Raw genomic sequence first — 22,318 nt, forward strand, 5'->3', positions numbered from 1 at the left:
TTTGCGAGCGGCGATCAGATCCTGTTCCGCGGCGCGGCCACGCCGACCGGCTGGACTATCGCGGCGCAGAACAACAAGGCGCTGCGCATCGTCAGCGGCACGCCGAGCAGCGGCGGCACCAATGCCTTTACGACCGCGCTGAATTCGGCCAGGACGACGAGCAGCGAGGGGGCGCATACTCACGGCGTCGGGACGCTGGCCGGTAGTTTCACGACGGGCGCGACGGGCGGCGCGGGCGGCGGCGTGTGGGTGCTGGGCGGTAGTTCGCAGGCGGTTACGATCAGCGGCACGACCGCCGCCGGATCTTCGCACTCTCATACGCTCAACCTTGACGTGCAGTATTACGACATGAACGTCATTCAGAAAACCTAGGGGGCGGCGTGAAAAAGTGTCCGCTGATGGGCGACTGCATCGAGCATGCATGCGCTTGGTATTCGCACGTGATCGGCCAGCATCCGCAGACCGGCGAGGCCATTGATACGGAGGCGTGCGCCGTGGCGCTGCTGCCGATGCTGCTGATCGAGAATGCGCGCGCCAGCAGGCAGGCGGTCACGGAACTGTCTCAGGGCAACGAGCTGAACAAGCAGGCCCTGCGCTCAGCCGCCCTGGGCGGCGCCACGCGGGAGCTGCAGACTATGATCGGGGTCGATCGTGAGCACTAAGGCGCTGGAGGCGTACCTGGCACTAGCGGCGGAGATCACCGCCATGAAAGCGCTGCGGGAGCGCTACGCGGCGGCGGCGAGCAAAGATTCGGCCGTGGTCGTGAACCTGAATCTCGTCATCGATGCCACGGCCATACCGGCTAACGAAATGGCATTCAGCAACCGCGCCATTTCAGCGCGAGTGCGCGCCACGTTGCCGGCGCTGTTCACAGCGGCGATCGCCGAGCAGGAGAACATCCTGGCCGGCCTTAAGGACGCCGCGAAGGCGGAGTACGACAAGCTTTTCGCCTGACGCCACCCGCTCCGGCGATACTGGACATGCGATCAGGCTCCGCCTTTCAGGACGTTTCTGGCATTAGTCATGTGCTGGCTGCATACGCTCGTGCATGCACTCTATAGTCGGCATTACTCAGCCCCCTTCAGCGCGGCGCGCTTCCAGCAATTGCACGGGCTGGGCGTGAGTACCCCCGCCACGTATTGCGGACCGTCTGAAAATCGAACTTCGCAAGATCGTGTGTGCGGCGCCTTCTTGATCGCCTCCCGCAGCGCCTCGACGGTGGCGCGGAGAGTCGCCATCTCTTCTTCGTATTCGCACAGCTCGCACTTGCGCGCCAGCCGACCATGTTGGCATTCGATGGCCATCACTCCCCCTTCAGCGCGGCGCGCAACACGTCTCGTGGATCGATGGGGCGATCCATGCTGAGCAGTTTGATAGATTCAGAAACCGCCTCGCGCAGCTTCGTCAGTTCGTTTTCACGCTCGGCGATGCGGGCTTGCAGGCGTTCGATCTTGTGATGCGCCCACCATTCGCGCTCGTTTTTCGGCACGGCTGAATCGCATATCTGCCGTTCTAATTCGTGATCCGGCGTGGCTTGTGCTCCGTTGTTCATCTCTCCCCCTCCAGCGCGGCGCGTGCCAATTCGTTTACCGCCAGATCGGCCATGTCCCCATTCGGCCGCGTGCGCTCCTCGATTTCCTGCAAAATCTTCCACAGCGCGGCGATGGTGGCGCCATCGTTCTCGCGCACGACGGCGAGGACGGCGGCCATTGCCTCGCGCACGCTGCACGGCATCGGCGTGGCGTGCAGCGTGTAGGCGCACCACATTTCGCGGAGTAGCGATTCGTCGTCGGTGGTCACGACTGCGGCTCCTTTGGTGTCGATGAGCGGGAACGCGAGATCGTGTGGTCGGGTGCTCATCTCATTCCCTCCACTTGCAGCGATGCCACCGCGGCCCCGGATGCCGCCAGATCGGCAGCATCGTGATCCGCCCCGTGTCTTCGTGCTGACAGAACTGCCACAGCCACGAGGTGAGCGGACAGTTTTGCAGGCGTCGGAGTAGCGTCATCTCATCACCTCAAGGCGGGCGACTGGCGCGGGCCGGTACGATTCCGGCACGACCGCGATCCCGCAATCCTCGCCGCGCCAGCTACCAATTGATTGCTCCATCGTTACGATTTCTCTTCCGATCGCTTCGGCCTGGATGGGGCTGAAGGAATTCCCAAGGCACTTGATGCGCTCTCGTCGTCGAGCGCGGTCCAATCGGGAGGGAAGCCCATATAGGCGTCGCACCACCGGGGGTTCAGATCGCCCCCAATCTGTTCGCTCAGCGGGCGAGAATTCCGCACATGTGTTGCTGCGCTCGCCTTGCCACTGCGCCAATCGCGAGCTGTCAGCGTGGCCATCAGGCCGCACAAGCTGAGCCGCGGCCTCGTCTTGTCGCCGCGGTCGTAGGTGTAGGTCCGGGCGTTCGCGTCGGTCGCTGTTATCGTAGGCAACAAAGCAGACCCGCATGCGCTCATGCGGCGCGCCGAAGGCGTACAGACCCACCACGAGCGGCCAGACGGTGTAGCCCGCCGCTTCCAGGTCGCTAATGACCTCATCGGCAGCGGTAGCGCGGATGCCAGCAACGTTCTCAGCGAGCACCCAACGGGGTCGTAGTTCTCGCACCAGGCGTGCGAATTCGGGCCACAGGTGACGTTCGTCTTTCGCGCCTTTCCTTTTGCCGGCGACGCTGTGCGGTTGGCACGGGAAGCCGCCGCAGAGCACGTCGACGGACTCCACGGCGTCCCCGCGAATAGATCGGATGTCTCCGAGATTCGGGACGCTGGGCCAGTGCTTTCGCAGCACGGCAGCGGCGTAGGGATCGATCTCGGACTGCCACACGACGGACATGCCGGCGCGTTCGAGCCCGAGATCGAAGCCGCCCACTCCGGAGAACAATGATCCAACACGCACGCTACTCCTCGCCGCTGCCGCGCCAGTCGCCCATAGTCGTTATTTCGCCGCAATGCACTTGCGCAGCGTGGCCAGCTCGACACGGACGGCCTGCAGGTTTTCGCGCAGCGTCCGATTGTCGTGCTTCAGCTTCGCATTCTCCGCGCGCAACTCGACGCAGCGGCGGACGGCGGCGTCGGCCCGATCGCGCTCCGCCTTCGCGGAGCCGATGACGCCGGCATTCTTGGCGAACAGGAAATCAGCGGTACCCATGTCACGCCTCCCCCGCATCTTCGAATCGGGTTGCTTGCTTCATGGTCGTGCCTCCTTAAAACGGGATGTCATCATCGAAATCTGGGCCAGTGTTGCGCGGATCTCCGGGATCGCCTTCCGGCACCGCATGCCCGGCAGCCGCTGGCCGTAGCGCAGCGCGCGCGGCATCCACCGGCGCGCCCTCGAACACGCGCGCCGCTGCGCGGGCAGCGTTCGCGGCCGCGCGCGCCAGCTCGGGCAGTAGTTCCCATTGCGGCGTTCCGCCGTGAGCTAGAACGGACTGCATGATGCTGGTCGCCATGATCCACATGTCCTTCGCGCCCGGCTTCGTCTCCGCAGGCGCAGCAGGCGGCGGCGCTGCAGGCCGCGGCGCACTGCCCGGCGCTGGCCGCGCCACCGGCGCGGCTTGGCGCTGCTGCCCGCCTCCCGTGCGATAGCGGCCGTCGATGGCCACGGCATAGACCTTGCCCGTTTTCGGACTGGTCTTGAACTCAACCTCGTGCTCGCCCGGCTGAACGGCACTGGCGTCAGGCGTCAGATAGGCGTCGTACCATTCGCCGTCGATTTCGAGGCGCCAGCGGTCGCCGTCGCCGTACTTGCTCGGCGCGATTCGGTTGATATGGACGTAGGACATGAGACCTCCAGTTGCGTTGTGGTGTATGCGGGAAGCGCTCCCGCAGGCGGCGGCAGTGCTCGGCCGCGTCATCGAGTAGGGCGCGGATCGGATCGCTCACAGTCCCGCCAGCATCGCCTTGGGCGTCACGTCCCAAAGCGTTCGCCGCTCCGTGCGTCCAGCGCGCTCGACCAGCCCGCGCGCTTCCAGCGGCGCCATGCGGGGCGACACGCTGACCAGCGGCACGCCGATATAGGCGGCGATGTCGTGCGAGCTGGACGGCCCGCGCAGGACGAGGGCGGCCAGAACCTTCAGCTCTAGATCTTGAACCGGCACGCTGGCCGCGGCTTCGTGCGACGTGGCCGGGTCGGTCTTGCGCGCGAGGGCCGCAGGCGCCGCGGGCTTCACGGAAGCGCCGGGCCTCATGGCAGCACCTCCCAAGGCGACAGATGGCCGTGGAACGTCTCCGCGCGTTCCTCGTCGCGGCTCGGGTAGACGTCGAGGCGGATGCGCTGCTGCTCATCGGCGACCAGCGGTAATTCCTCGCGCTCGTACAGATAGCAATCGAAGTGCTGGCGGATGCGCTGCGCCGCCTCGCGATTGCGCCCGGCCAGTTTCGGCATGGGGGACCACGTGCCACCGCGCAGCATGGACACGGTCCAATGATCGTCGCCGTCGGAGTCGATAAAGCGTTCGATGCGGTATTGCTGGCCGTCGTGGTGATGCAGCGCCCAGCGCGTGCGACCGTCGCGGTCAGATGATGGGGATACGAAGTGCATGCGTCCTCCCGTGTCTGTCGGGCCGGTGGTGTCGGCCTCGTGTTGACAGCGTAGCACCGACGGCGGCATTGTCAAGGAAGGTCAGACGTCACCTCCACGAGCTGGCTTAGGCTGTGGTGGCCGGTGAGACGCCCGCGCAATGCGGGCGTTTTGCTGTCTGACCTTGACGACAGGCGGAATCGTGGCCTACTGTCTGTCGGGCGCCTGGGCGAACCTGGATGGGCGCGGGACAAATGGGCATCCGGGACTTGGTCCGACCGGCGACGGCGACGGGCAAAGGGCGCCCCTATCCCTTGCATGGGGGGTAGGGGGGGCTTTTCCTCCCGCCTCGGGCTCCGGGCAACCAGTAGCGAGTGGGGAAACCTATCTCAAACAAAATAGGGAAAGCCGGTAGCCGGTTATCCACGGAGTTATCCACAGGTGAGCGCGTGAAACTGATTCTGCCTTGGCCGCCCTCCGCGAACACCTACTGGCGCCACATCGCCATGCACGGCAGGCCGAGGACGTTGCTGTCGAAGGCAGGCCGGGAATATCGCTCACGCGTGCAGGAGCGAGTCCTACAGCAAGCGCCCGGGCACCCCATGATCATGGGGCCGGTGCACGTTTCGATTGACGCGTGGCTGCCGGACCAGCGCCGGCGGGACGCTGACAATCTCCTGAAGGCCACGCTCGACGCGCTGCAGTCAGCCGGCATCTACGGAGACGACAGTCAGATTTCCCGCCTGCTGGTATCGAAAGCCTACGACGCGGCCCGCGCCGGCGAGCTGCACGTAAGCATTGCGGAAGCGCCGAAGGCGGTCGATTACCGTCAGGCGCTGGGGGACGACCCCGCATGATGTCGATGTCATCGGACGGCGTGAAAGAGGCGGTCACCTGGCTGCCATTTGTGGGCCTGACGCAGCGCGCGCGGAGTGACGGGACGATGTTGAGCCATCCATTGACGGTACGTCTCGCGGAGGCGGCGATTATTGGGGCCATCGTCCTGTATGGGACGGTGCAGCAAGTGGAGCAGCGGATGCGCCACCTCGAAACGAAAATCAGCGAGCTGCAGGAGGACACGAAGGAGATTCGGCAGCAGCTACGGCTTGCCGAGCAGGAGCTGTGGCGGCGCAACGGCCTGGACAGAATGCACCTAGCGAGGATGCCCTGATGTATGACAAAGCCTGGATTACGAACGTCTCCGCCGTGCTGACGATGCTGGCCAGCGTGGCCGGTGCCGCGAGCGGCCAGATTGGCTACGAGGAAGCCACCGCCGGTTTCCTGGGCGGTGGCGCCATTCTCGGCCTGGGCCGCAAGCTCGAAGCCATCCGCCTGGCGGCGGTCATCGCCGGCCAGGTGGCCGCGGCGAACAAGCCGAAAGAGTAACGCCGTGGACTGGCGGCGCCTGACCCGTAACCGCTGGTCGGCGCCCGGCTTCGAGATTCACGCGGCTGTCGTGCGAGGGAAGGCGCATTACCGCAGCGTGCAGATGGGCGAGCGGCGGACGTATCTCGGCATCGCGGATGCGTGGCATACGTCGGCCGCGAAGGCGCGGGAATGGTGCGACGCGAAACAACGGGATGCGGGGATAAACAATGGCCGGCCGGCGTAAGGGCAGCGTTGGGGGCAAGCATATTGTGCCGCTCATCCGCGGCAGCTTCCTGCAGGCGATCGAGCAGCTCAAGGCGGCGGGTACTATCTCGGGCATGGCGGACATCTGGCAGGAGATCATCGCCGACGACCCCGCGCGCGCCCTCGAGCTGCTGGCTCGGTACGTGCCGCGGGAAATGCTCATCGAGCTCGACGACGCGCGCCCGTTCGCATTCTCCGCCCGCCCGCTGACCGCCGAGGAGTGGCAGCGCGCGCACCGCCCGGCAATCGAACATGAAGCCGAGCCCGCAGGCGCCGCCACGCACTGAGCCACCGGCGGATCAGATCCGCTGGCGCCCGCAGCCCGGGCCGCAGGCCGCGCTTGTCTCCTGTCCCGTCCCTGAAATCCTGTACGGAGGCGCCCGCGGCGGCGGCAAGACCGATGGCGTGCTCGGCCGTATCGGGCTGCGCGCCGGCACCTACGGCCAGCACTACAATGCCGTCGTGTTCCGCCGCGAAATGCCGCAGGCCGACGACATGCTCGAGCGCGCACGCGAGCTATTCGGCGGCGTGGCGTCGTTCAAGGAGCAAGACAGCTCGTTTCGCTTCTCCAACGGCGCCCGGCTTCGCTTCCGCCCGCTTCAGCGCGTGGCGGATGCGGAGAAGTACCAGGGCCAGAACCTGACGGAGTGCTACGTCGAGGAAGCGGGCAACTTCCCGGACGACGCGCCCATCATGCGCCTGTTCGGCGCGCTGCGCTCCGTGCATGGCATCCCTACGGCGCTCGTGATGACCGCCAACCCTGGCGGGCCCGGGCAACATTGGCTCGCGGAGCGCTACCGCATCCTCGAACACCCGGACGGCTTTCGCGTGTTCCGGCAGCGGCTACCGGGCGGGCACGTCGCAGAGCGGGTGTTCATCCCGGCGCGGGTGTCGGACAACCGGCTGCTGCTGGCATCAGATCCGACCTACGTCGCGCGCCTGCATCTCGTCGGCTCCCGCGAACTGGTGCGCGCCTGGCTGGACGGCGACTGGTCGGCGGTGGCGGGGGCGTTCTTCGACTGCTGGGAGCCGTGGCGGCACATCGTGCGGCCGTTCGAGCTCCCGGACGACTGGCTGCGCTTCCGCTCGATGGATTGGGGCTCGGCCAAGCCCGCCTCGGTCGGCTGGTGGGCCGTGGCCGGCGACGACACCCGGCACCCGGTCAGCGGGCAGGTGTTGCCGCGGGGCTGCCTCATCCGCTACCGCGAGCTGTACGTCGCGGAGTCGCCCAACGTCGGGCGCAAGTGGACGGCAGAGCGCGTGGCGGGCGAGGTCGCGCGGCTGTCGGGGGGCGAGCGGATTGCCTACACGGTGGCAGACCCCGCCATGTTCGCTCAGGACGGCGGGCCCAGCCTCGCGGAGCGCTTCGGCGCCGCTGGCGTGCATCTCCGTCCGGCTGATAACAAGCGCGTAGCCTCGCGGGGTGCGCTGGGCGGCTGGGACCTGATGCGGCAGCGCATGGTAGGCGACGGCGACGGCCGTCCGATGGTCGTGTGCTTCAGCACGTGCGCGGCCTCAATCAGGACCATTCCCGCGCTGCAGCACGACGACACGCGGCCGGAGGACTTGGATACGGACAGCGAGGACCACGCGGCGGACGAGTGGCGGTATGCGTGCGCCTCGCGGCCCTGGGTGCGGCAGGCTCGGCGTCCGCCTGATCCGTTGCAGGAGATGCTGAAAACCCGCAGCATGCGCGAAATGCTAGGCGATATTGCCGCGCCGGAGCGCGGGAGGGAGCGGATTTAATGGCAAGTGTTACGAATGATGGCGCTGTGTTGGTGACAGCGATTGGATCCGCTGGCGTGCCACCGAACGCCCCGCGTCAATCTGGCATTGCGCGAACAAATGAGGGGGCGATGTATGTTGCCCCGGTCGGGGGAATGACTGGGGTCGAGGCACGACGACCGGTGCTGATGGTCGGCGGCGATCATCCGTATCAGCAATACTGGGGCACGGACGGCACGGACGGGCTTGCCGCGATGTGCCTCGACAGAGGAATTCCGTTCTACATCGCGATCAACACTGATGACGTTAACGCCCCAGGCCAACCCGACATGATGACCTGGGCGCAGTGCGCCGCGCTCCAGTCGCGCGGCGTAGAGTTTGTCAATCACGGCGCGTGGCACTTGGACAAGTGGAATCGCGCAAACACCGGGATCCGCATCGAGTACATCGGTACCAACGCGAGCGCCACGGTCCAGATCACTACCACGCAGGTGGTCGCCACATCTGCTGCCCCAAGCTCTGACTCCGTGACGGTCACGCTGTCGACGGATGACACGCTCGCGAAGGTTAAAACGGCGCTCGAACTTAACGGCAAGTGGCGCGTCACGCTTGACGTCATCCTTACAGGCAGCGAGGCCAGCACGAATCTTTTTGCAATGAACGCAGCGCGCAACATCCTGGCGGATACTGACAACGAGTACTTTTGCGCGGGCGGCGGGATCGAGATTCGGCAAACGACGCGCACCTATCAACACGCGTGGGTTAGACGCACCTCGGGCGGCAGCTTCACGATATTCGCGGATGGCGTTACGAAATACAACCTTTCGCTTGGCACTAACTCGATCGATACGCTGGTCGCCGCCGTTGAAGCGCTGACAGACTTCGACTGCCGCAAGTGCGACAACGGGCGCACGGAAGCGGCATCCAAGCCGTCATATTTGATCGGCGACGAGCTTGCTACGAACCTGCGGACTCTGACCTACCTTGATCTGACCACGAGGCCCGCGGTGCTCGATGCCGGCCTGCCGAACTGGTACATCATAGACCGCCAAATGCAGAAAGCCGTCGAAACGGCCGCAGCGAACGGCATTACGCTGCGGCACTTTGCCCAATCCGGCAGTAATTTCCATTCTTGGCACACCAACCACAAACACGCCGGGCTGTATCGGGGAAATCCGCTGTACAGAGAAACCACGCCGCCAATAATGGCGCGCGCCGACGTAAAAAACTTTGTGACGCACCGGGCGCTAACGAACACGGGAAGCGCGCCGACTTACGAGGGAGCGAACGTTTTGGCGTTGATCCGCGCACTTTGCGGGGACCAGCAGGCTCACACGCAGGAGCCGTGGTTATTTTGTGCGCTGATGCATAAATTGCAGGACAACGGCACGACAGGTTACGTGCTGACGACGACCAATCCCGCGTATTACGATCAGATCGACTCTGATTGGCTTGCCGCGCTGGATTTGATCCGTGAAAAAGTAGCGGCAAATCTGTTGCGGGTGATGACGTGCGATCAAGTCTATTCGCTGGACCGCTCCCCGCGGCCTAACAATCTATTCTTTAATCCCGGCCTCGAAAACGCGGGCGATTCATTCAAGCCGGCGACAGGGGCGCAGGATGGCGGTTTTTGGGTGCCGGGGTGGCTGATAGTTCGAGCGTCCACGATGTCCACGTTAGCGATAAGCGACGGGGTACTGTCGTGCGTGAACAGCTCCAGCACGGCCACGGAACTCATGAGCCAGGAAATCGAACTGGAGCCCGGGAAAACTTACGAATTCACGGCGCAGTTAAACGTGTCTGCATGGACGACGGGCAACGGAATTCAATGGTCGTTCCAGTCTATGCGCGGGCGAGTGCAAGGGCTGACGGTCCCGGGCACGAATTTCAAGATCACAGGCGCGCAGATTAACCAGTCTGGTGAGGTCACAATGCGGGTGACGGTCCCGAAGCCGCCGAACTTCGTCCCGCCGCAGGTCATCAGTGATGTTGCGCAAACGTGGAATTTATCGACAAACCACAGTATTCAGATCAACATTCTTAGCCAGGGGGCGATCGACAACCTGAATTGTTCGACGGGCGCTGCGTCGGCGTCGGCGGTTACTGCGAAGGAGGTCGCGGCCGCGATCAATGCGGCCATCGCGGCAAATGCAACCTACGCGGCCCTTCCGGAGTACCACACTGTTGCCCGCGCAGAAGCGGGGCGCGTGGTGCTGACAGCGCCATACGTGGGGACGGACCAGGGATCGGCGCTGTCAGTCTCGGCGGCGAGCAGCAATAGCGCGACAGCGACGATATTTGGCAACGCGACCTGCGAAGGGCGCGCGCAATTGATGGCGCCTGGCACGGCAGATCGATTTGTCGCGCGGCTGGCGCTTCGGTCGTCTATGCAGGCCTCATTCACGATCACGCGCCCGACGTGCCGCGCGGCCGAATTCGGATGACCGTAGAGCGCGTCCAGGATTTCGGCGCCGGCAAGGCCGGCACGGTCGCCCGCTGGCTGGAGGAAATCCGGCTTTCACAGGTATGGCTGGACGACTGGCACGAAGCGGCGCGCAAGATCATCGAGCGCTATTGCGACGAGACCAGCCCGAGCCGGGGCAGCGGGTTCAACGTGCTGTGGCCGAACACCGAAATTCTGCGCGCCAGCATGTACGCGAACCGCCCGAAGCCGGACGTGCGGCGGCGCGGCAACAAGGCCGACCCGGTGGGCCGCATGGCGGCGCAAGTCATCGAGCGCGGGCTGGAATTCGCATGGGACTCGCAAGACCCGGCCGCCGATGGCCAGGTAGACGCGATGCTGACCGACCATCTGCTGACCGGAGTCGGATGCCTGCGCGTGCGCTACGTGCCGACGTTCGTCCGTCGGCGGGAGCCCGTCATGCGCCAGGAGGGCGACGACGGGGAGGCGCTGTATTTCGGCCCGATGCTGGACGAAATCGACGCGGACAGCGTGCAGCGCGACCCGGACACGGGGGACGAGTGGACCGACGTCGAGGAATTGCACTTCGAGCGCGCCAACGTCGAGCACGTTTACTACAAGGATCTGCTCTGGTCGCCGGCCCGCGCGTGGCGGGACGTCCGCTGGGTAGCGTTCCGGCATGAGTTCACGCACGACGACCTCGTCGAGGCATTCGGCCCGGCCAAGGCGGCGAAATGCGCGCTGACGATTGCAGGGCGCCACGAGGCGCAGCGCGCGGAGCTGCCCAGCATCTTCAAGGCGGCTCTGGTCTGGGAAATCTGGGACAAGGCGACGCGCAAGATCCTGTTCGTGTCGCCCGGCTGCATCGAAACGCCGCTGGCGGAGTTCGACGACGAATACAACCTGCGCGGGTTCTTCCCGACGCCCGGCCTGTTCCGCAGCGTGCAGCGCACCGATTCGACGATGCCGGTGCCTGAATACACGCTCTATCAGGACCAGGCCGCCGAGCTGGATGACCTGACGGCGCGCATTACGGACCTGTCGGAGCAGATCCGCGTGGCCGGGTTCTACGACTCGTCGCTCGAGAATATCCCGGACGTCATGCGGGCGAAGAACAAGCTGATCCCCATCGACAACTGGCAGCAACTGGTGGAGCGCGGCGGCATTGACGGGGCGATTTCGTGGATCCCCATCGAGCAGGCCGTGGCAGCGCTGCAGGTGCTGTACCAGCAGCGGGACGTATGCCTGCAGACCATCTATCAGATCATCGGCCTGTCGGACATCGCTCGCGGCGGCAGCGACCCGCGCGAGACGGCGACGGCGCAGCAGCTCAAGGGCCAGTTCGGCAGCCTGCGGCTACAGCCTCGGCAGAGGGCGCTGCAGGCGTACCTGCGCGACGTCATGCGGCTACAGGCGGAGCTGATCGCGGAGAAATTCGAGCCGACGACGCTGATCCAGATGACCGGCATCATGCTCGATGACCAGGCCATGCTGCTCCTGCGCGCCGACGCCCTGCGCCGCTTCGCCGTGGACATCGAGACGGACAGCACGATCGCAATCGACGACCAGGCCGCGAAACAGCAGGCCATCGAGTTTTTCGGCGCCCTCGCCGGCTTCGCGCAGTCCGCCGCGACGCTCGCGGAGGCGGGCCTTATCACCGGCGACGCAGTGCGCAAGATGATGCTGACCGGCGCCAAGGCGTTCAAGCTCGGCCGGGAGCTCGAGGACGAGCTCGAAAAGCCCGGCCAGCCCGCACCGCAGCAGGGTGAGGCAGACAGCCAGGCCAAGGCAGCCGCCGTGCAGGCGAAGGCGCAGGTGGACATGGCCAACGCCGAAACGAAGCGCATGGAAGTCATGCGCAAGGCGGAAACCGAGCGCGAAAAGCTTGCACTGCAGGCCGCGGAAGTAGCATTGTCCGCGCGCGAGTCAGACCTGCAGCGATTGCTGGCGGTCCTACAGGCAGTGCAGAGCAGCAGGCAGGGGGCGGAAGGTGCGGCGTAGATACGTGCAAGACCCGGCGACCGGCGAGCTGGTGCCCAAGGGCGAATACTGCCGCGCGGCGTCCCGCGGCGTCATGATCGCGCCGGACATTGCGCCCTTCGAGTTTCCCGGCGAGCCCGGGCACTGGATCACCGGCCGCGCGCAGCGGCGCGAACTGATGCGCGCCCGCGGCTTGGAAGAAATCGGCAACGAAAAACCGAATTGGATGCGCGAGAGGGAATATGAGCAGCGACACCGCTGAAGCATTCGACACCGGCCCGGACCTGGGCGGTAACGACCTTCGCGCCGAACTGGAACAGGCCATGCTGGCCGCGCCGGACCCGTCAGGGCCACCGGAAGGCGAGCAGGGCACCACGCAGCCCGAGGACGGCAGCCGCGGACCGGCCACGGCCACCGCAGCGCCCGAGGGCGAGGGCGACGCTCCGCCTGCATCGTGGACGAAGGAAGCGAAACAGGAGTGGAACTACCTATCGGCGGTCGCCAAGGCGGAAGTCTGGCGGCGCGAGAGGGAGATCCAGTCCGGACTGTCCCAAACAGCCGACGCCCGGAAGCTGGGCGACGCGCTTGCCCCCTACATCGATCAGATGAAGGCGGCTGGCGTGCAGCCAGCGGAATACGTGGGGAACCTGCTCAACTGGAACGCCGCTTTGCGGATGCAGCCAGCGCAGGCCATCGCCGCGTTATCGCAACAGTTCATCGGAGACGCGGCCAGCGCTCGGCAGGTGGTCAAGGCCCTTGCGGAGCGTTTCGGCCTGGATGAATGGGACATGGGCAGCGCGGAGCAGCGAGGCGACTCGCAGGCTACGCAGCAGATCGTCAGCCTTGAGCAGCGCCTGCGTCAGCAGGAGTTGGCCGCCGCTCAACGCGAGTGGCAGGACTTCACGGCAGCGAAGGGCGGCGACGGGAAACCGGCGCACCCCTATGCCGACGAGTGCAAGGCGGAGATGGCGGACGCCATCCGGGCCAATCCCGGCCTGTCGTTTGCAGAAGCATACGAGCGGGCGAAGTGGATCAACCCGGCAGTGCGTCAGCGCATCCTCGACGCGGAAGCGCAGCAGCGCGCCGCGACGGCACGGGCGCAGGCCGGGAAGGCCGGCCGCATGAACCTCCCGCGCGGACGGGGTGGGGAAGGCGGGCCCGTGACGCGGGACGATTTGCGGGCGGACCTGCGCGAGCAACTTGCGCGCAACGGGCTGCGTGTTTCGGAGTAATCATCGATGGCATCGCCGAATCTGACAGAAATCATCACGACCACGTTGCGCAACCGAAGCAAGCGCATCGCGGACAACGTGAGCAACAGCAACGCGCTTCTGATGCGCCTCAACGAACGCGGCAAGGTCCGCCCGGCTGACGGTGGTCGAACCATCGTGCAGGAGCTCGACTACGCCGAGAACGCCACGTTCCTGTACTACACGGGCTACGAAGCGTGGAACATCAACCCGAGCGACGTCATCAGCGCCGCGGAGTTCGATTGGAAACAGGCTGTGGTGGTGGTCTCCATCTCCGGCCTCGAGGGCGACGTGCAGAACAGCGGCCCCAGCGCGGTGCTGAACCTGCTCGAAGCCCGTATCCAGAATGCCGAGCGCACGATGAAGAACAAGCTTTCCGAGGGCGTGTATTCGGACGGCACCGGCACGGGCGGGAAGCAGATCACCGGCCTGCAGGCCATCGTCGCGGACGCGAACACGACCGGGCAGACCGGCGTCGGTACCGTGGGCGGCATCAATACCAGCACCTACGGTTTCTGGGCGAACCAGGTGTACGACTGCAGCTCCAGCGGCGGCGCAGCCACGGCGGCGAACATTCAGGGCTACATGCAGAAACTTTGGCTGCAGTGCACCCGCGGCAACGACAAGCCGGATCTGATCGTGTTCGACGACGACTATTTCCAGTTCTACTGGAGCGGCCTGACAGCCAACCAGCGCTTCACCGCGCCGGGCGAGGGCCGCGCGGGCTTCGATACGCTCAAGTTCGCGAGCGCGGACGTGTTCTACGATGGCGATTCCGGGCTGCCGGACAAGCACGGGTATTTCTTGAACACGGATTACCTGTACTGGCGCCCGCATCCGTCGCGCAACATGGTGCCGCTGGAGTCGCGGAACAGCATCAACCAGGATGCCACCGTGGTCCCGCTGGTGTTCGCCGGCAATCTCACCTGCAGCAATCGTTCGCTGCAGGGCGTCATCAAGGAGTAAGCCAATGTACATCACTGGCATCAACCCGGCGGCCGATTGGACGAGCACGCCGGAATTCAAGCTTGGCACGATGGGCGCCGTCATGGGCGCTTATGGCATGACCATGTATCGCTACGTGAAGCTGCGCAACGAAACAGCAACGGTGGCCGTCGTGGCGGGCGATATGCTCGCGTACCTGGCGTCTCCGGCTGCCGGTTCGGGCGCAACGCTCAACGACGAGTTTCATACCGTCGTGTCGGACAACACCGACGCGGCCACCAAGCCCATCGCGGCCGGCATGGCCGGCGCTTCGGTGGCGGGCGTGGCCTCGACGGCGTACTACGGCTGGGTGCAGTGCGGCGGGTTTGCGATCGTGAACCAGACGATTGCGGGCACGCCGGCGGACGGCGACGGGCTCTTCCTGAGCACGACCGACAAGACCCTGACGCTGGCGACGGCGACGGATGACCCCATCTGCGCATATGCAGTGGATGAGTCCGCGAAGATGGTGCGCCTCGCCTGCTGGTAAGGTTTGCCCCTCATCGGGCCTCCCTTCCCCGACCGGGTCGCCGCGCCCGGCCGGGGCTTTCTACAGCGGCACGGAGGAAGCATGAATAACATGGACCCGCTGGACTTCAGTGAAACAGTGGACAGCGCGCTGCGCGAGCAGGCTTCGCGCCCGACGGCCCGGGGCGCAATCCGCGTCACCGATGGCGTGGTGCCGATTTTCTTTGCAAAGGAGATCGAGGACGCGCTTGCCAGCGAGCAGGCCGGGCGGCCGATTTTCAAGGCGGTGGACTGGATCGAGATCATCGTGCCTGGCTCGCGAGATCGCGTGTCGTGCCCGGTGCGCATCGAGCATCAGAAGCGATTCCCGGAGCAATGGGAGTCATACAAGCGCCAGGAGGCGCGGACCGTGGCGGACGGGACGCCGATCACGGAATGGCAGGGCATCCCGCGCACGCGGGCGATGGAGCTGCGCGCGCTCGGCTTCTATACGGTCGAACAGCTCGCCGAGGCGCCCGAGAACCAGCTTGCAAAGGCCGGCGGGGATGCGCGGCGCCTGCAGGAGCAGGCCGCGGCGTTCATCAAGTCGAACAGCGAACTGGAAGGGGAGCGGCGCCTGCGGTCGGAGCTGGAAGCGAAATTCTCCGAGCTGGTGGCGCTGAATCAGGAACTGTCAGGCCAGCTTACGGAGCTGCGGCGAAAGGTGGACGGCGATGTCACAGACGATCAGGCAGGCGGGGCAGGCGGTCGCACGCGCGGTCGGAATCGATCCGCCGACTAGCTTTGTCGGCTCCACCGAGGACACGGCCGCCCGCATGCTGCAGGCCATGCGGGACGCTGGCCGCGCGCTTGCGCGCCGCAACTGGGTTTGCCTGACGTTCGAGCACACGTTCACGACGGCGGCAGGGATCACGGAGTATCCGCTGCCGACCTCGCCCGCCTGGCATCACATGCTGCCGGGCACCGCCTGGGATAGGACCAACTTCAGCAAGGTGAAGGGCAACATAAGCCCGGCCGCGTGGCAGGCGGAAAAGGGATTCGGCCTCGCGGCCACGTTCTTCGCCCGCCCCTGGCGCCTGAAGGCGGACGACGCCCGGCAGCGCGTGTTCGCGCTGGTCGATGACCCGGCCGGGGCGTACACGATCGCCTATGAATACGTTACCGATCAGTGGCTGTACGACGGGTCGAACCTGTACTACGCGGACATCGCCGCGGACGCCGACCAGCCGGTTTTCGATGACTACCTGTTCGAGATGGCGACGCGCTGGCGCGTGCTCAAGGCCCTTGGGCTGCCGTACCAGGAAGAGCAGCGCGAGGCGGTAATCCTCGAAAATACGCTATTCGGCCAGGAACACGGGCGCGCAGTGAGCCTGACGCCGGAAAGCATCGAGTTTGCGATCAACATTCCCGAATACGGCTATGGCTGAGGCGGGCATCGCCGTCCAGCGGGCGGGCACGGCTCAGATCGTGAGCACGGCCGGGCCTATTGGCGGCTGGAACACCCGCGACGCCATCGACGGCATGGCGGCCGAGGACGCCATCCAGCTCGACAACCTGTTCCCGGCGGTCGGCAAATGCGAGCTGCGCGGCGGGTACGAGGACTACGTATCAAGCGGCATCGGCAGCGACAACGTCGAAACGCTCGGCACGCTTGTTGTCGGCAGCACGGAACACTTCTGGTGCGCGACCGACGCGAAAATCTACGAGATCACGAACGGCGGCAGCCCGGCGGACCGCACCGGGGCGGCTACGATCACGGTGGACCGCTGGCAGTGGACCGTGTTTGCCGACTCGACAGCGCCGACAGCGCCGACGCTGTTGCTCGTCAATGGCACCGACCAGCCGCTGAAGTGGACCGGCTCCGGCAACGTCGCAAGCTGGTCGCCGACCGGCCCGACCGTCACTAGCCTGATCGGCGTGCACGTGTTCAAGAATCGCGTGTATGCCTGGGAAAAAAGCGGCCGGGACTTCTGGTTTGGCGCGCTCGGCGCAATCCCGGGCAGCATGACGCGCTTCCCCTTGAGCGGCATCCGCGGCGCGCAAGGTAATCTCCTGTTCATGGCTACGTGGACGCGCGACGGGGGCGCGGGGCCGGATGATTACGCGGTATTTGTGACTGATGCCGGCACGGTCATTGTCTACGCAGGCACAGACCCCAGCAACGCCGCAGCGTGGTCATTGGTCGGCGTGTATCAGATCCCGCGCCCGCTCGGCATCCGGGCATGGGCCAACGTGCTCGGCGACCTGCTGATAGCAACGGAATCCGACTACGTGCTTCTGTCCGAAGCGCTGGCGAAGGCGGGCGTCATGACCGAGGCGACCAAGATGGCCGGCGCCATCACGGCTGCGGCTGCGCTCTATCGGTCAAACTACGGCTGGCAGGTGCTGGTGCATCCGCGCGGCCAGAAAATCATATGCAACGTCCCGCTGCAGACGAACGCGCAGTACCACCAGCACGTCATCAACACGCAGACCCGCGCCGGCTGCCGCTTCACCGGCTGGGATTTTCGCTGCTTCGCGGTATTCAACGGCAATCTGTACGGCGGCGGCACCGGCAAGGTGTACCGCTGCGATGAGGGCCGCGTGGACGACGCGACAGGCGCGGCCGTGGCCATCCAGGTGCGGGCGAAGCAGGCATTCACGGCGATGGGCGCGCCTGGCCACGTGAAGCGCGTCACAGCCGTCCGCCCGCTCCTGCGCGTATCGGAAACGCTGACGGCGACATACACGCTGGCCGTGGACTACGCGGACAAGGACGGCGTCACGGTGGCGAGCTCGGGCAGCGCGTCGAGTAGTCCGGCATGGGACGACCCGTTGTGGGACGTCGCCTACTGGTCGCTCGAAGCGCAGGCGGCGGTGCAACGGAAGTGGCGCATGCTGGGCGGCCGAGGCGCGGCCTTCAGCGTGGGCATCACGGTAGACATCAAGAATCAGGCGCTGGAATGGCTGTCCACGGATTACTTAGTCGAAGCCGCCGGTCGAATCTGAGCGGCCGCATCCTGCACGACGCCGAGGACTGGGCGATGCGGCTGGTCTGCCGCGTGCTCGACATGCAGCCGCAGGAGTTCGGCGCGTCGAGAAGTGTGGGCATCGTGCACGGGGCGACGCTGGTCGCTGGCGTCGTGTATCACGACTACCGGCCACAGCACGGGGATTGCCAGATCACGATCGCCGCGACGTCGCCGCGGTGGGCGGGGCGGGAAACCATCGCGTATCTGCTGCAGTATCCGTTCATCGAGCTGGGGTGCCGCCGGATCAGCACGACCGTGCGCAGCGACAATGCCCGAGCGCTCGACATGAATGTCCGGCTTGGGTTCGTCATCGAGGGCGTGCGCCGGCATTTTTTCGGCCCGGGCGTGGACTGCATCGAGTGGGGTATGATGCGGGAAGAGTGGCAACGCGGACCGTACAGGTGGGAACATGGGTAAGCCGAAAGCACCGAAACTGCCAGCGCCGCCAGATCCGCAGAAGCTGATCGCGCAGCAGGCGCAGGTAAATCGGATCAACCAGACCACGCCGTTCGGCTCGCTGACGTTCAGCGGCCCGAACCGCTCCGACGTGTCGCTCGCCCTATCGCCGCAGTTCCAGGCGCTGCTGGACGCGCAGGCCGGATTCGGCACGGACGCCGCGCAGCGCGCGCAGCAATTCTTGGGCGCGACGCAGTTCGCCCCGGCGGCGGGGCAGAATGTCGATCAGATCGGCCGCGCCATGTTCGACCTTGGCGCCTCGCGCGCAATGCCGTTCTTCGACAACCAGGAAGCCATGCTCATCGACCGCCTTGAGCAGTCCGGCAATCCGGCCGTGGGCGCAGCGCTGTCGCCTGGCGCCGTCAGCGAACGCGACCTGTTCAATAGGAACCGCAATAGCTTCCTGTCGGACCTGGCGCTGAACAGCATCACGCAGGCCACCGGCCAGCGAGGGCAGTTGCTGCAGCAGGACTTGGCCGCGAACCAGGGCAATGCGCAGCTCGCCGCGCTGCTCGGCAACGCAAGCCCGGTGCAGGCGCCCGGCCTCAATTCATTCTTCGGCCCGCAGGGCGTGGACGTAACCGGCGCCTACAATGCGCAGCAGCAGGCGGCCCAGGCCAACGCGCAACTGCAGGCGCAGCAGCGGTCGAGCTTCCTTGGCGGCCTGTTCGACCTGGGCGCCGCCGGGCTCGGCTTCGCCACCGGCGGCGCGTCGTTGCCGTTTACGTCGATGTTCAGCAGCATGCAGAAAGGCGGCAGTCCGCTAGGGCTGGCGCAGTATGGGGTGTTCTGATGCCGGTCAATCAGTTCGGGCAGACGCCCATTGACCCGCGCGCGCAGCTCTTGCTGGGCCGCGCGCTGCGCCCGGAGCCCATCGACACGGGCATGAGCCTGATTGGCCGCCTCGCCGCGCTCGGCATCGGGCAGCAGCAGCAGCGGACGTTCGAGCAGGGCATTGCCGAAGCGCGTCTCGGCTACGCGAACGCATTGCAGCAGGCGGGCACAGACCCGAGCGCGCGTCTGGCCGTGCTGTCGCAGGCCGCGGCGTCGCCAGATCCGGGCGTGCGCGCCGATGCGCTGTCTCAGATCGCGAAGCTGTCCGAGCGGGAGACGCAGATCGTCAGCGCGCCAGGCGGCGGGCAGGTGGCCGTGCAGATGCAGGGCGGCCAGGTGACGGGCACGCAGCCGATCGTGCAGGGGCGCGCAGCTGCGCCGACGATCCTGAAGTTCAACGACGGCGAGAATGAGCGCTCGTTGATTTTCGACCCGAACAGCGGCGGGCTGGTGGACCTGGCCACGGCTCCACGTGAAACATTGCAGCGCATCCTGCCGCCGGACGTGTTCCAGCAGCAGATCCAGCTCCGCACGGCGCAGGGCGAAGCGGAAGGCAACGCCGCCGCGCGCGTGGCGCAGGTAGGCGCCGAGGCGACAGCTCGGGCGGAGGCGACGGCGGACGTCAAAGAGCGTGGCGCGCTTGAGGTGAAGGGCCGGTATCAGGAGCAGGCGCGGACGATACTCAGTCAGATCGAGGCGGAGATTGCCGCCGCCGGCCCGGGCGGCGCGCTGTCGCCGAGCCAGAACGACAAGATCGAAGGACTGCGCACCGCCGCGGCCATCGCGCTTGCCCGCGCTCAGTCAGAGTCGCCGGAGCAGGAGCCGAACAGCGACATCGTGCAGGGCCTCAAGGCGATGATCCCAGGCAGCATCAAGGGCGCGGCCGGCATCACTGGCGGCATTGACGCGGCCTACGCGCTGGCCGGCGGCCGCCCGCAGGCCGCCACGCCAGCCGCGAAACCGCCGCAGGAAATGACGGACGACGAGCTGCGCGCGGAGATCCAGCGACTGCGGGGCCGCAAGTGAGCTCGGCCGAACGCCGCGCCCTAGAACTGGAACTAGAGCTACTGCGCCGTGGCGGCGAGCAGCCGCAGGCGCCGCAGGAGTCCGACCTGCGCAGCGGCGCGCGCGCGTTCGCGCAGGGCGCGACGTTCGGTTTCCAGGATGAAGCCGCCGGCCTGATGGGCGCAGCAGCGTCATTGGTTGACCCGCGCGTATCCGCGGGGCCGGGCGAAGTGTACCGCGACATTCAGCAGGCCGAACAGGCGGCGCAGAATCAGTTTGCCGAGCAGAATCCGGGGCAGAATTTAGCGCTACAGGTAGCAGGTGGCGTGCTCAATCCGGCCAGCAAGGCGACGATGGGCATGGATCCGCTGAAGGCGGGCGCCATTGCGGGCGCAGTAACGGGCGCGGGCAACGCGCAGGGCACGGGCGTTGCGGACACAATCGGCGGCGCCGCGGTCGGCGGCGGCACCGGCCTCGTATTCGGCGCCGGTGCGCAGCTCGCCGGCCAGGCATGGAATCGCCTGGCGCCGGGCGTCCGCGGCCGGATGGTCGCGCTCGCGAAATCTACCGGCATGAGCCCGCAGCAACTGGCCGAGCGCCTGCGCGCCTTCGGCCCGGCCGGCACGCTGGCAGACATCAGCGACAACACGCGGGACGCGGGCGGGACGCTGGCCGCGCGGCTCGGTCTCGCGAAGCAGCGCATCCAGGCGTACGAGCGGCGGGCGGAGCAGGCGTTCGGCCGGCTGATGCAGCCCATCATCCGCGGCATGGGCAGCCGCGCGCAGGGCGTGCAGACCGAGGCGCAGCTGCGCGCGGCGCTCGAGCAGCAGGCGAGCCCGCTGTACGAGCAGGCATTCGCGCAGCCAATCCAGATGACCGATCGCCTGCGCGACCTGCTGCGCCGGCCGGAAGTGCAAAGCGCGTGGCGCCGCACTCAGCGCGTGGGGGCGAATGACCTAGGCGTCAGCCTGGACGACCTGCGCAGCGGCGCGCTGCCGTCGTTCCGTGGCTGGCAGTACATCACCGAACTGCTGTACGACAAGCAGGCGGCACTGTTTGCGAAGCAGGCAACCAAGGAAGCCCGCAACGTGCGAGCGCTGCGGCAGGCGCTGCTGTCCGAGCTCGATGCGCAATCGCCGGCCTTCCAGCAGGCGCGGAGTATCTGGAGCGGCGCCAAGACGGCGGAGGATTCGCTGGCGGCCGGGGAGTCATTCCTGCGGGACAGCGTTGACAAGGTAATCGACACGGTGCAGGACATGGACCCGGGCGATCTGCCGTTCTACCGCATCGGCGTCGGCCGCGCACTACAGGCGAAGCTCGAGACGCTGAACGACAATGCCGACATCACCCGCGCCCTGCGCAATCCAGCGTTCCGCGCAAAGCTGCGTACTGCAATGGGAGACGATGCGCTCGCGGCGGATTTCGTCAACAGCGTTCGCGTCGAGCAGGAGTTCCAGAAAACCTTCAACCAGCTATCGCGGCAGTCCGCGACGGCCGGGCGTCAGGCGATGGCCGAGCAATTGACCGGCGCCGGCGTGGTGGGCGACGTCACGAACGCCGCGGGCCAGGGCCTGTGGGACACGGCGCGGCAACTCCTGCGCAATGCCACGGGGCCGCGCGAAGCGACCATGCAGACCCTGGGCGACTTGCTGACGACGCAAGATCCGGCGCGCCAGCGCGTCGCGATCGCACTGATGCAGGAACAGCCCGAAATGATGACGCCGGCCGCGATGTCGCGGCTGTATTTCCTACTTGGCCAGCAGGCCGCGAATCAGCGAGGGCAGCAGTAATGCCGTGGAGCGCAGGAACCTATGCCCGCCTGTACGGCTTGGCCGGATGGGTGGATGACCGGGACGCCGGGACAAAGATTCTGGCCACGCGGCACGACAGCCATGACCAGGACCTTGCGGACGGCATCAACGCATGCCTGAAGAAAGACGGCACAAACGCAGCGACCGCCAACTTGAGTGTGGGCGGGTTCAAGATCACGAACCTGGGCACGCCGAGCGCCGGGACAGACGCCGCGACGA

General features: G+C 66.2%; 31 protein-coding genes. 23 read left to right on the forward strand and 8 right to left on the reverse strand.

Translation table 11 applies throughout. The features are described from left to right. The 3 genes from IPK75_18620 to IPK75_18630 form a co-directional block, all read left to right on the forward strand. The coding region (locus tag IPK75_18620) for a hypothetical protein (protein ID MBK8200366.1) at positions 1-372 on the forward strand (372 nt) is incomplete at its 5' end. A gap of 26 nt (positions 373-398) precedes the next feature. Beyond that, positions 399-662, forward strand: coding sequence for a hypothetical protein (locus tag IPK75_18625; protein ID MBK8200367.1), 264 nt, complete (start codon positions 399-401; stop codon positions 660-662). Beyond that, complete coding sequence (locus IPK75_18630; protein ID MBK8200368.1) at positions 652-954, forward strand: hypothetical protein; 303 nt, start codon at positions 652-654, stop codon at positions 952-954. Before IPK75_18625 ends, IPK75_18630 begins: the two co-directional genes overlap by 11 nt. A 113-nt stretch (positions 955-1,067) precedes the next feature. Here IPK75_18630 and IPK75_18635 read toward each other — a convergent pair whose 3' ends face one another. From IPK75_18635 to IPK75_18670, 8 genes are all read right to left on the reverse strand, one after another. Continuing rightward, positions 1,068-1,304, reverse strand: a complete 237-nt coding sequence (locus IPK75_18635) for a hypothetical protein (protein MBK8200369.1) — start codon at positions 1,302-1,304, stop codon at positions 1,068-1,070. Next, positions 1,304-1,552, reverse strand: a complete 249-nt coding sequence (locus IPK75_18640; GenBank protein MBK8200370.1) for a hypothetical protein — start codon at positions 1,550-1,552, stop codon at positions 1,304-1,306. The genes IPK75_18635 and IPK75_18640 overlap by 1 nt, the downstream gene beginning before the upstream one ends. Further along, the gene (locus tag IPK75_18645) at positions 1,549-1,800 is read right to left on the reverse strand and encodes a hypothetical protein (GenBank protein ID MBK8200371.1); all 252 of its coding nucleotides are present in this window, start codon (positions 1,798-1,800) and stop codon (positions 1,549-1,551) included. Before IPK75_18645 ends, IPK75_18640 begins: the two co-directional genes overlap by 4 nt. 204 nt (positions 1,801-2,004) lie before the next feature. Further along, complete coding sequence (gene dcm / locus IPK75_18650) at positions 2,005-2,871, reverse strand: DNA (cytosine-5-)-methyltransferase (protein ID MBK8200372.1); 867 nt, start codon at positions 2,869-2,871, stop codon at positions 2,005-2,007. A 66-nt stretch (positions 2,872-2,937) separates the two neighbouring features. Then, a complete protein-coding gene (locus IPK75_18655; GenBank protein MBK8200373.1) occupies positions 2,938-3,150 on the reverse strand; it encodes a hypothetical protein in 213 nt (70 codons plus the stop codon). A 55-nt stretch (positions 3,151-3,205) separates the two neighbouring features. After that, positions 3,206-3,784: a hypothetical protein gene (locus IPK75_18660; GenBank protein ID MBK8200374.1), complete on the reverse strand. Its 579-nt coding sequence runs from the start codon at positions 3,782-3,784 to the stop codon at positions 3,206-3,208. 96 nt (positions 3,785-3,880) lie between these two features. Continuing rightward, positions 3,881-4,189, reverse strand: a complete 309-nt coding sequence (locus IPK75_18665; protein MBK8200375.1) for a hypothetical protein — start codon at positions 4,187-4,189, stop codon at positions 3,881-3,883. Next, a complete protein-coding gene (locus IPK75_18670; protein MBK8200376.1) occupies positions 4,186-4,542 on the reverse strand; it encodes a hypothetical protein in 357 nt (118 codons plus the stop codon). The genes IPK75_18665 and IPK75_18670 overlap by 4 nt, the downstream gene beginning before the upstream one ends. 485 nt (positions 4,543-5,027) lie before the next feature. Between IPK75_18670 and IPK75_18675 the strand changes: the two genes are divergently transcribed. From IPK75_18675 to IPK75_18770, 20 genes are all read left to right on the forward strand, one after another. Next, positions 5,028-5,378, forward strand: coding sequence for a RusA family crossover junction endodeoxyribonuclease (locus tag IPK75_18675; GenBank protein MBK8200377.1), 351 nt, complete (start codon positions 5,028-5,030; stop codon positions 5,376-5,378). After that, the gene (locus IPK75_18680; GenBank protein MBK8200378.1) at positions 5,375-5,692 is read left to right on the forward strand and encodes a hypothetical protein; all 318 of its coding nucleotides are present in this window, start codon (positions 5,375-5,377) and stop codon (positions 5,690-5,692) included. The genes IPK75_18675 and IPK75_18680 overlap by 4 nt, the downstream gene beginning before the upstream one ends. Beyond that, positions 5,692-5,907, forward strand: a complete 216-nt coding sequence (locus IPK75_18685; protein ID MBK8200379.1) for a hypothetical protein — start codon at positions 5,692-5,694, stop codon at positions 5,905-5,907. Before IPK75_18680 ends, IPK75_18685 begins: the two co-directional genes overlap by 1 nt. A gap of 4 nt (positions 5,908-5,911) precedes the next feature. Next, entirely contained in the window at positions 5,912-6,133 is a 222-nt protein-coding gene (locus IPK75_18690) for a hypothetical protein (GenBank protein ID MBK8200380.1), read from the forward strand. Continuing rightward, positions 6,117-6,440: a hypothetical protein gene (locus tag IPK75_18695; GenBank protein MBK8200381.1), complete on the forward strand. Its 324-nt coding sequence runs from the start codon at positions 6,117-6,119 to the stop codon at positions 6,438-6,440. The genes IPK75_18690 and IPK75_18695 overlap by 17 nt, the downstream gene beginning before the upstream one ends. Then, positions 6,406-7,899 carry a terminase gene (locus IPK75_18700; GenBank protein MBK8200382.1) on the forward strand — a complete coding sequence of 498 codons (1,494 nt, stop codon included), beginning with the start codon at positions 6,406-6,408 and terminating at the stop codon, positions 7,897-7,899. The genes IPK75_18695 and IPK75_18700 overlap by 35 nt, the downstream gene beginning before the upstream one ends. 110 nt (positions 7,900-8,009) lie before the next feature. Then, positions 8,010-10,322, forward strand: coding sequence for a hypothetical protein (locus IPK75_18705; protein MBK8200383.1), 2,313 nt, complete (start codon positions 8,010-8,012; stop codon positions 10,320-10,322). After that, positions 10,298-12,301: a hypothetical protein gene (locus IPK75_18710; GenBank protein ID MBK8200384.1), complete on the forward strand. Its 2,004-nt coding sequence runs from the start codon at positions 10,298-10,300 to the stop codon at positions 12,299-12,301. The genes IPK75_18705 and IPK75_18710 overlap by 25 nt, the downstream gene beginning before the upstream one ends. Positions 12,302-12,305: 4 nt before the next feature. Continuing rightward, a complete protein-coding gene (locus tag IPK75_18715) occupies positions 12,306-12,542 on the forward strand; it encodes a hypothetical protein (protein MBK8200385.1) in 237 nt (78 codons plus the stop codon). Further along, positions 12,523-13,512 carry a hypothetical protein gene (locus IPK75_18720; protein ID MBK8200386.1) on the forward strand — a complete coding sequence of 330 codons (990 nt, stop codon included), beginning with the start codon at positions 12,523-12,525 and terminating at the stop codon, positions 13,510-13,512. Before IPK75_18715 ends, IPK75_18720 begins: the two co-directional genes overlap by 20 nt. Positions 13,513-13,518: 6 nt before the next feature. Beyond that, on the forward strand, positions 13,519-14,496 hold the full coding sequence (locus IPK75_18725) for a phage major capsid protein (GenBank protein MBK8200387.1): 978 nt from the start codon (positions 13,519-13,521) through the stop codon (positions 14,494-14,496). 4 nt (positions 14,497-14,500) lie between these two features. Further along, a complete protein-coding gene (locus IPK75_18730; GenBank protein MBK8200388.1) occupies positions 14,501-15,004 on the forward strand; it encodes a hypothetical protein in 504 nt (167 codons plus the stop codon). Between the two features lie 81 nt (positions 15,005-15,085). Beyond that, entirely contained in the window at positions 15,086-15,763 is a 678-nt protein-coding gene (locus IPK75_18735) for a hypothetical protein (GenBank protein MBK8200389.1), read from the forward strand. Continuing rightward, positions 15,696-16,409 carry a hypothetical protein gene (locus IPK75_18740; GenBank protein MBK8200390.1) on the forward strand — a complete coding sequence of 238 codons (714 nt, stop codon included), beginning with the start codon at positions 15,696-15,698 and terminating at the stop codon, positions 16,407-16,409. Before IPK75_18735 ends, IPK75_18740 begins: the two co-directional genes overlap by 68 nt. Beyond that, positions 16,402-17,970, forward strand: coding sequence for a hypothetical protein (locus IPK75_18745; protein MBK8200391.1), 1,569 nt, complete (start codon positions 16,402-16,404; stop codon positions 17,968-17,970). Before IPK75_18740 ends, IPK75_18745 begins: the two co-directional genes overlap by 8 nt. Further along, positions 17,925-18,410 (forward strand): GNAT family N-acetyltransferase, encoded by a 486-nt coding sequence (locus IPK75_18750; GenBank protein ID MBK8200392.1) that lies wholly within the window; start codon positions 17,925-17,927, stop codon positions 18,408-18,410. Before IPK75_18745 ends, IPK75_18750 begins: the two co-directional genes overlap by 46 nt. Then, complete coding sequence (locus tag IPK75_18755; protein ID MBK8200393.1) at positions 18,403-19,242, forward strand: hypothetical protein; 840 nt, start codon at positions 18,403-18,405, stop codon at positions 19,240-19,242. The genes IPK75_18750 and IPK75_18755 overlap by 8 nt, the downstream gene beginning before the upstream one ends. Next, positions 19,242-20,309: a hypothetical protein gene (locus IPK75_18760; GenBank protein ID MBK8200394.1), complete on the forward strand. Its 1,068-nt coding sequence runs from the start codon at positions 19,242-19,244 to the stop codon at positions 20,307-20,309. Before IPK75_18755 ends, IPK75_18760 begins: the two co-directional genes overlap by 1 nt. After that, a complete protein-coding gene (locus tag IPK75_18765) occupies positions 20,306-22,078 on the forward strand; it encodes a hypothetical protein (protein MBK8200395.1) in 1,773 nt (590 codons plus the stop codon). The genes IPK75_18760 and IPK75_18765 overlap by 4 nt, the downstream gene beginning before the upstream one ends. Next, on the forward strand, positions 22,078-22,318 hold a 241-nt coding region (locus tag IPK75_18770), incomplete at its 3' end, for a hypothetical protein (GenBank protein ID MBK8200396.1). The genes IPK75_18765 and IPK75_18770, both read left to right, overlap by 1 nt.

The organism is Acidobacteriota bacterium, assembly GCA_016712445.1.
In the GTDB taxonomy this organism is placed as follows: domain Bacteria; phylum Pseudomonadota; class Alphaproteobacteria; order Caulobacterales; family Hyphomonadaceae; genus Hyphomonas.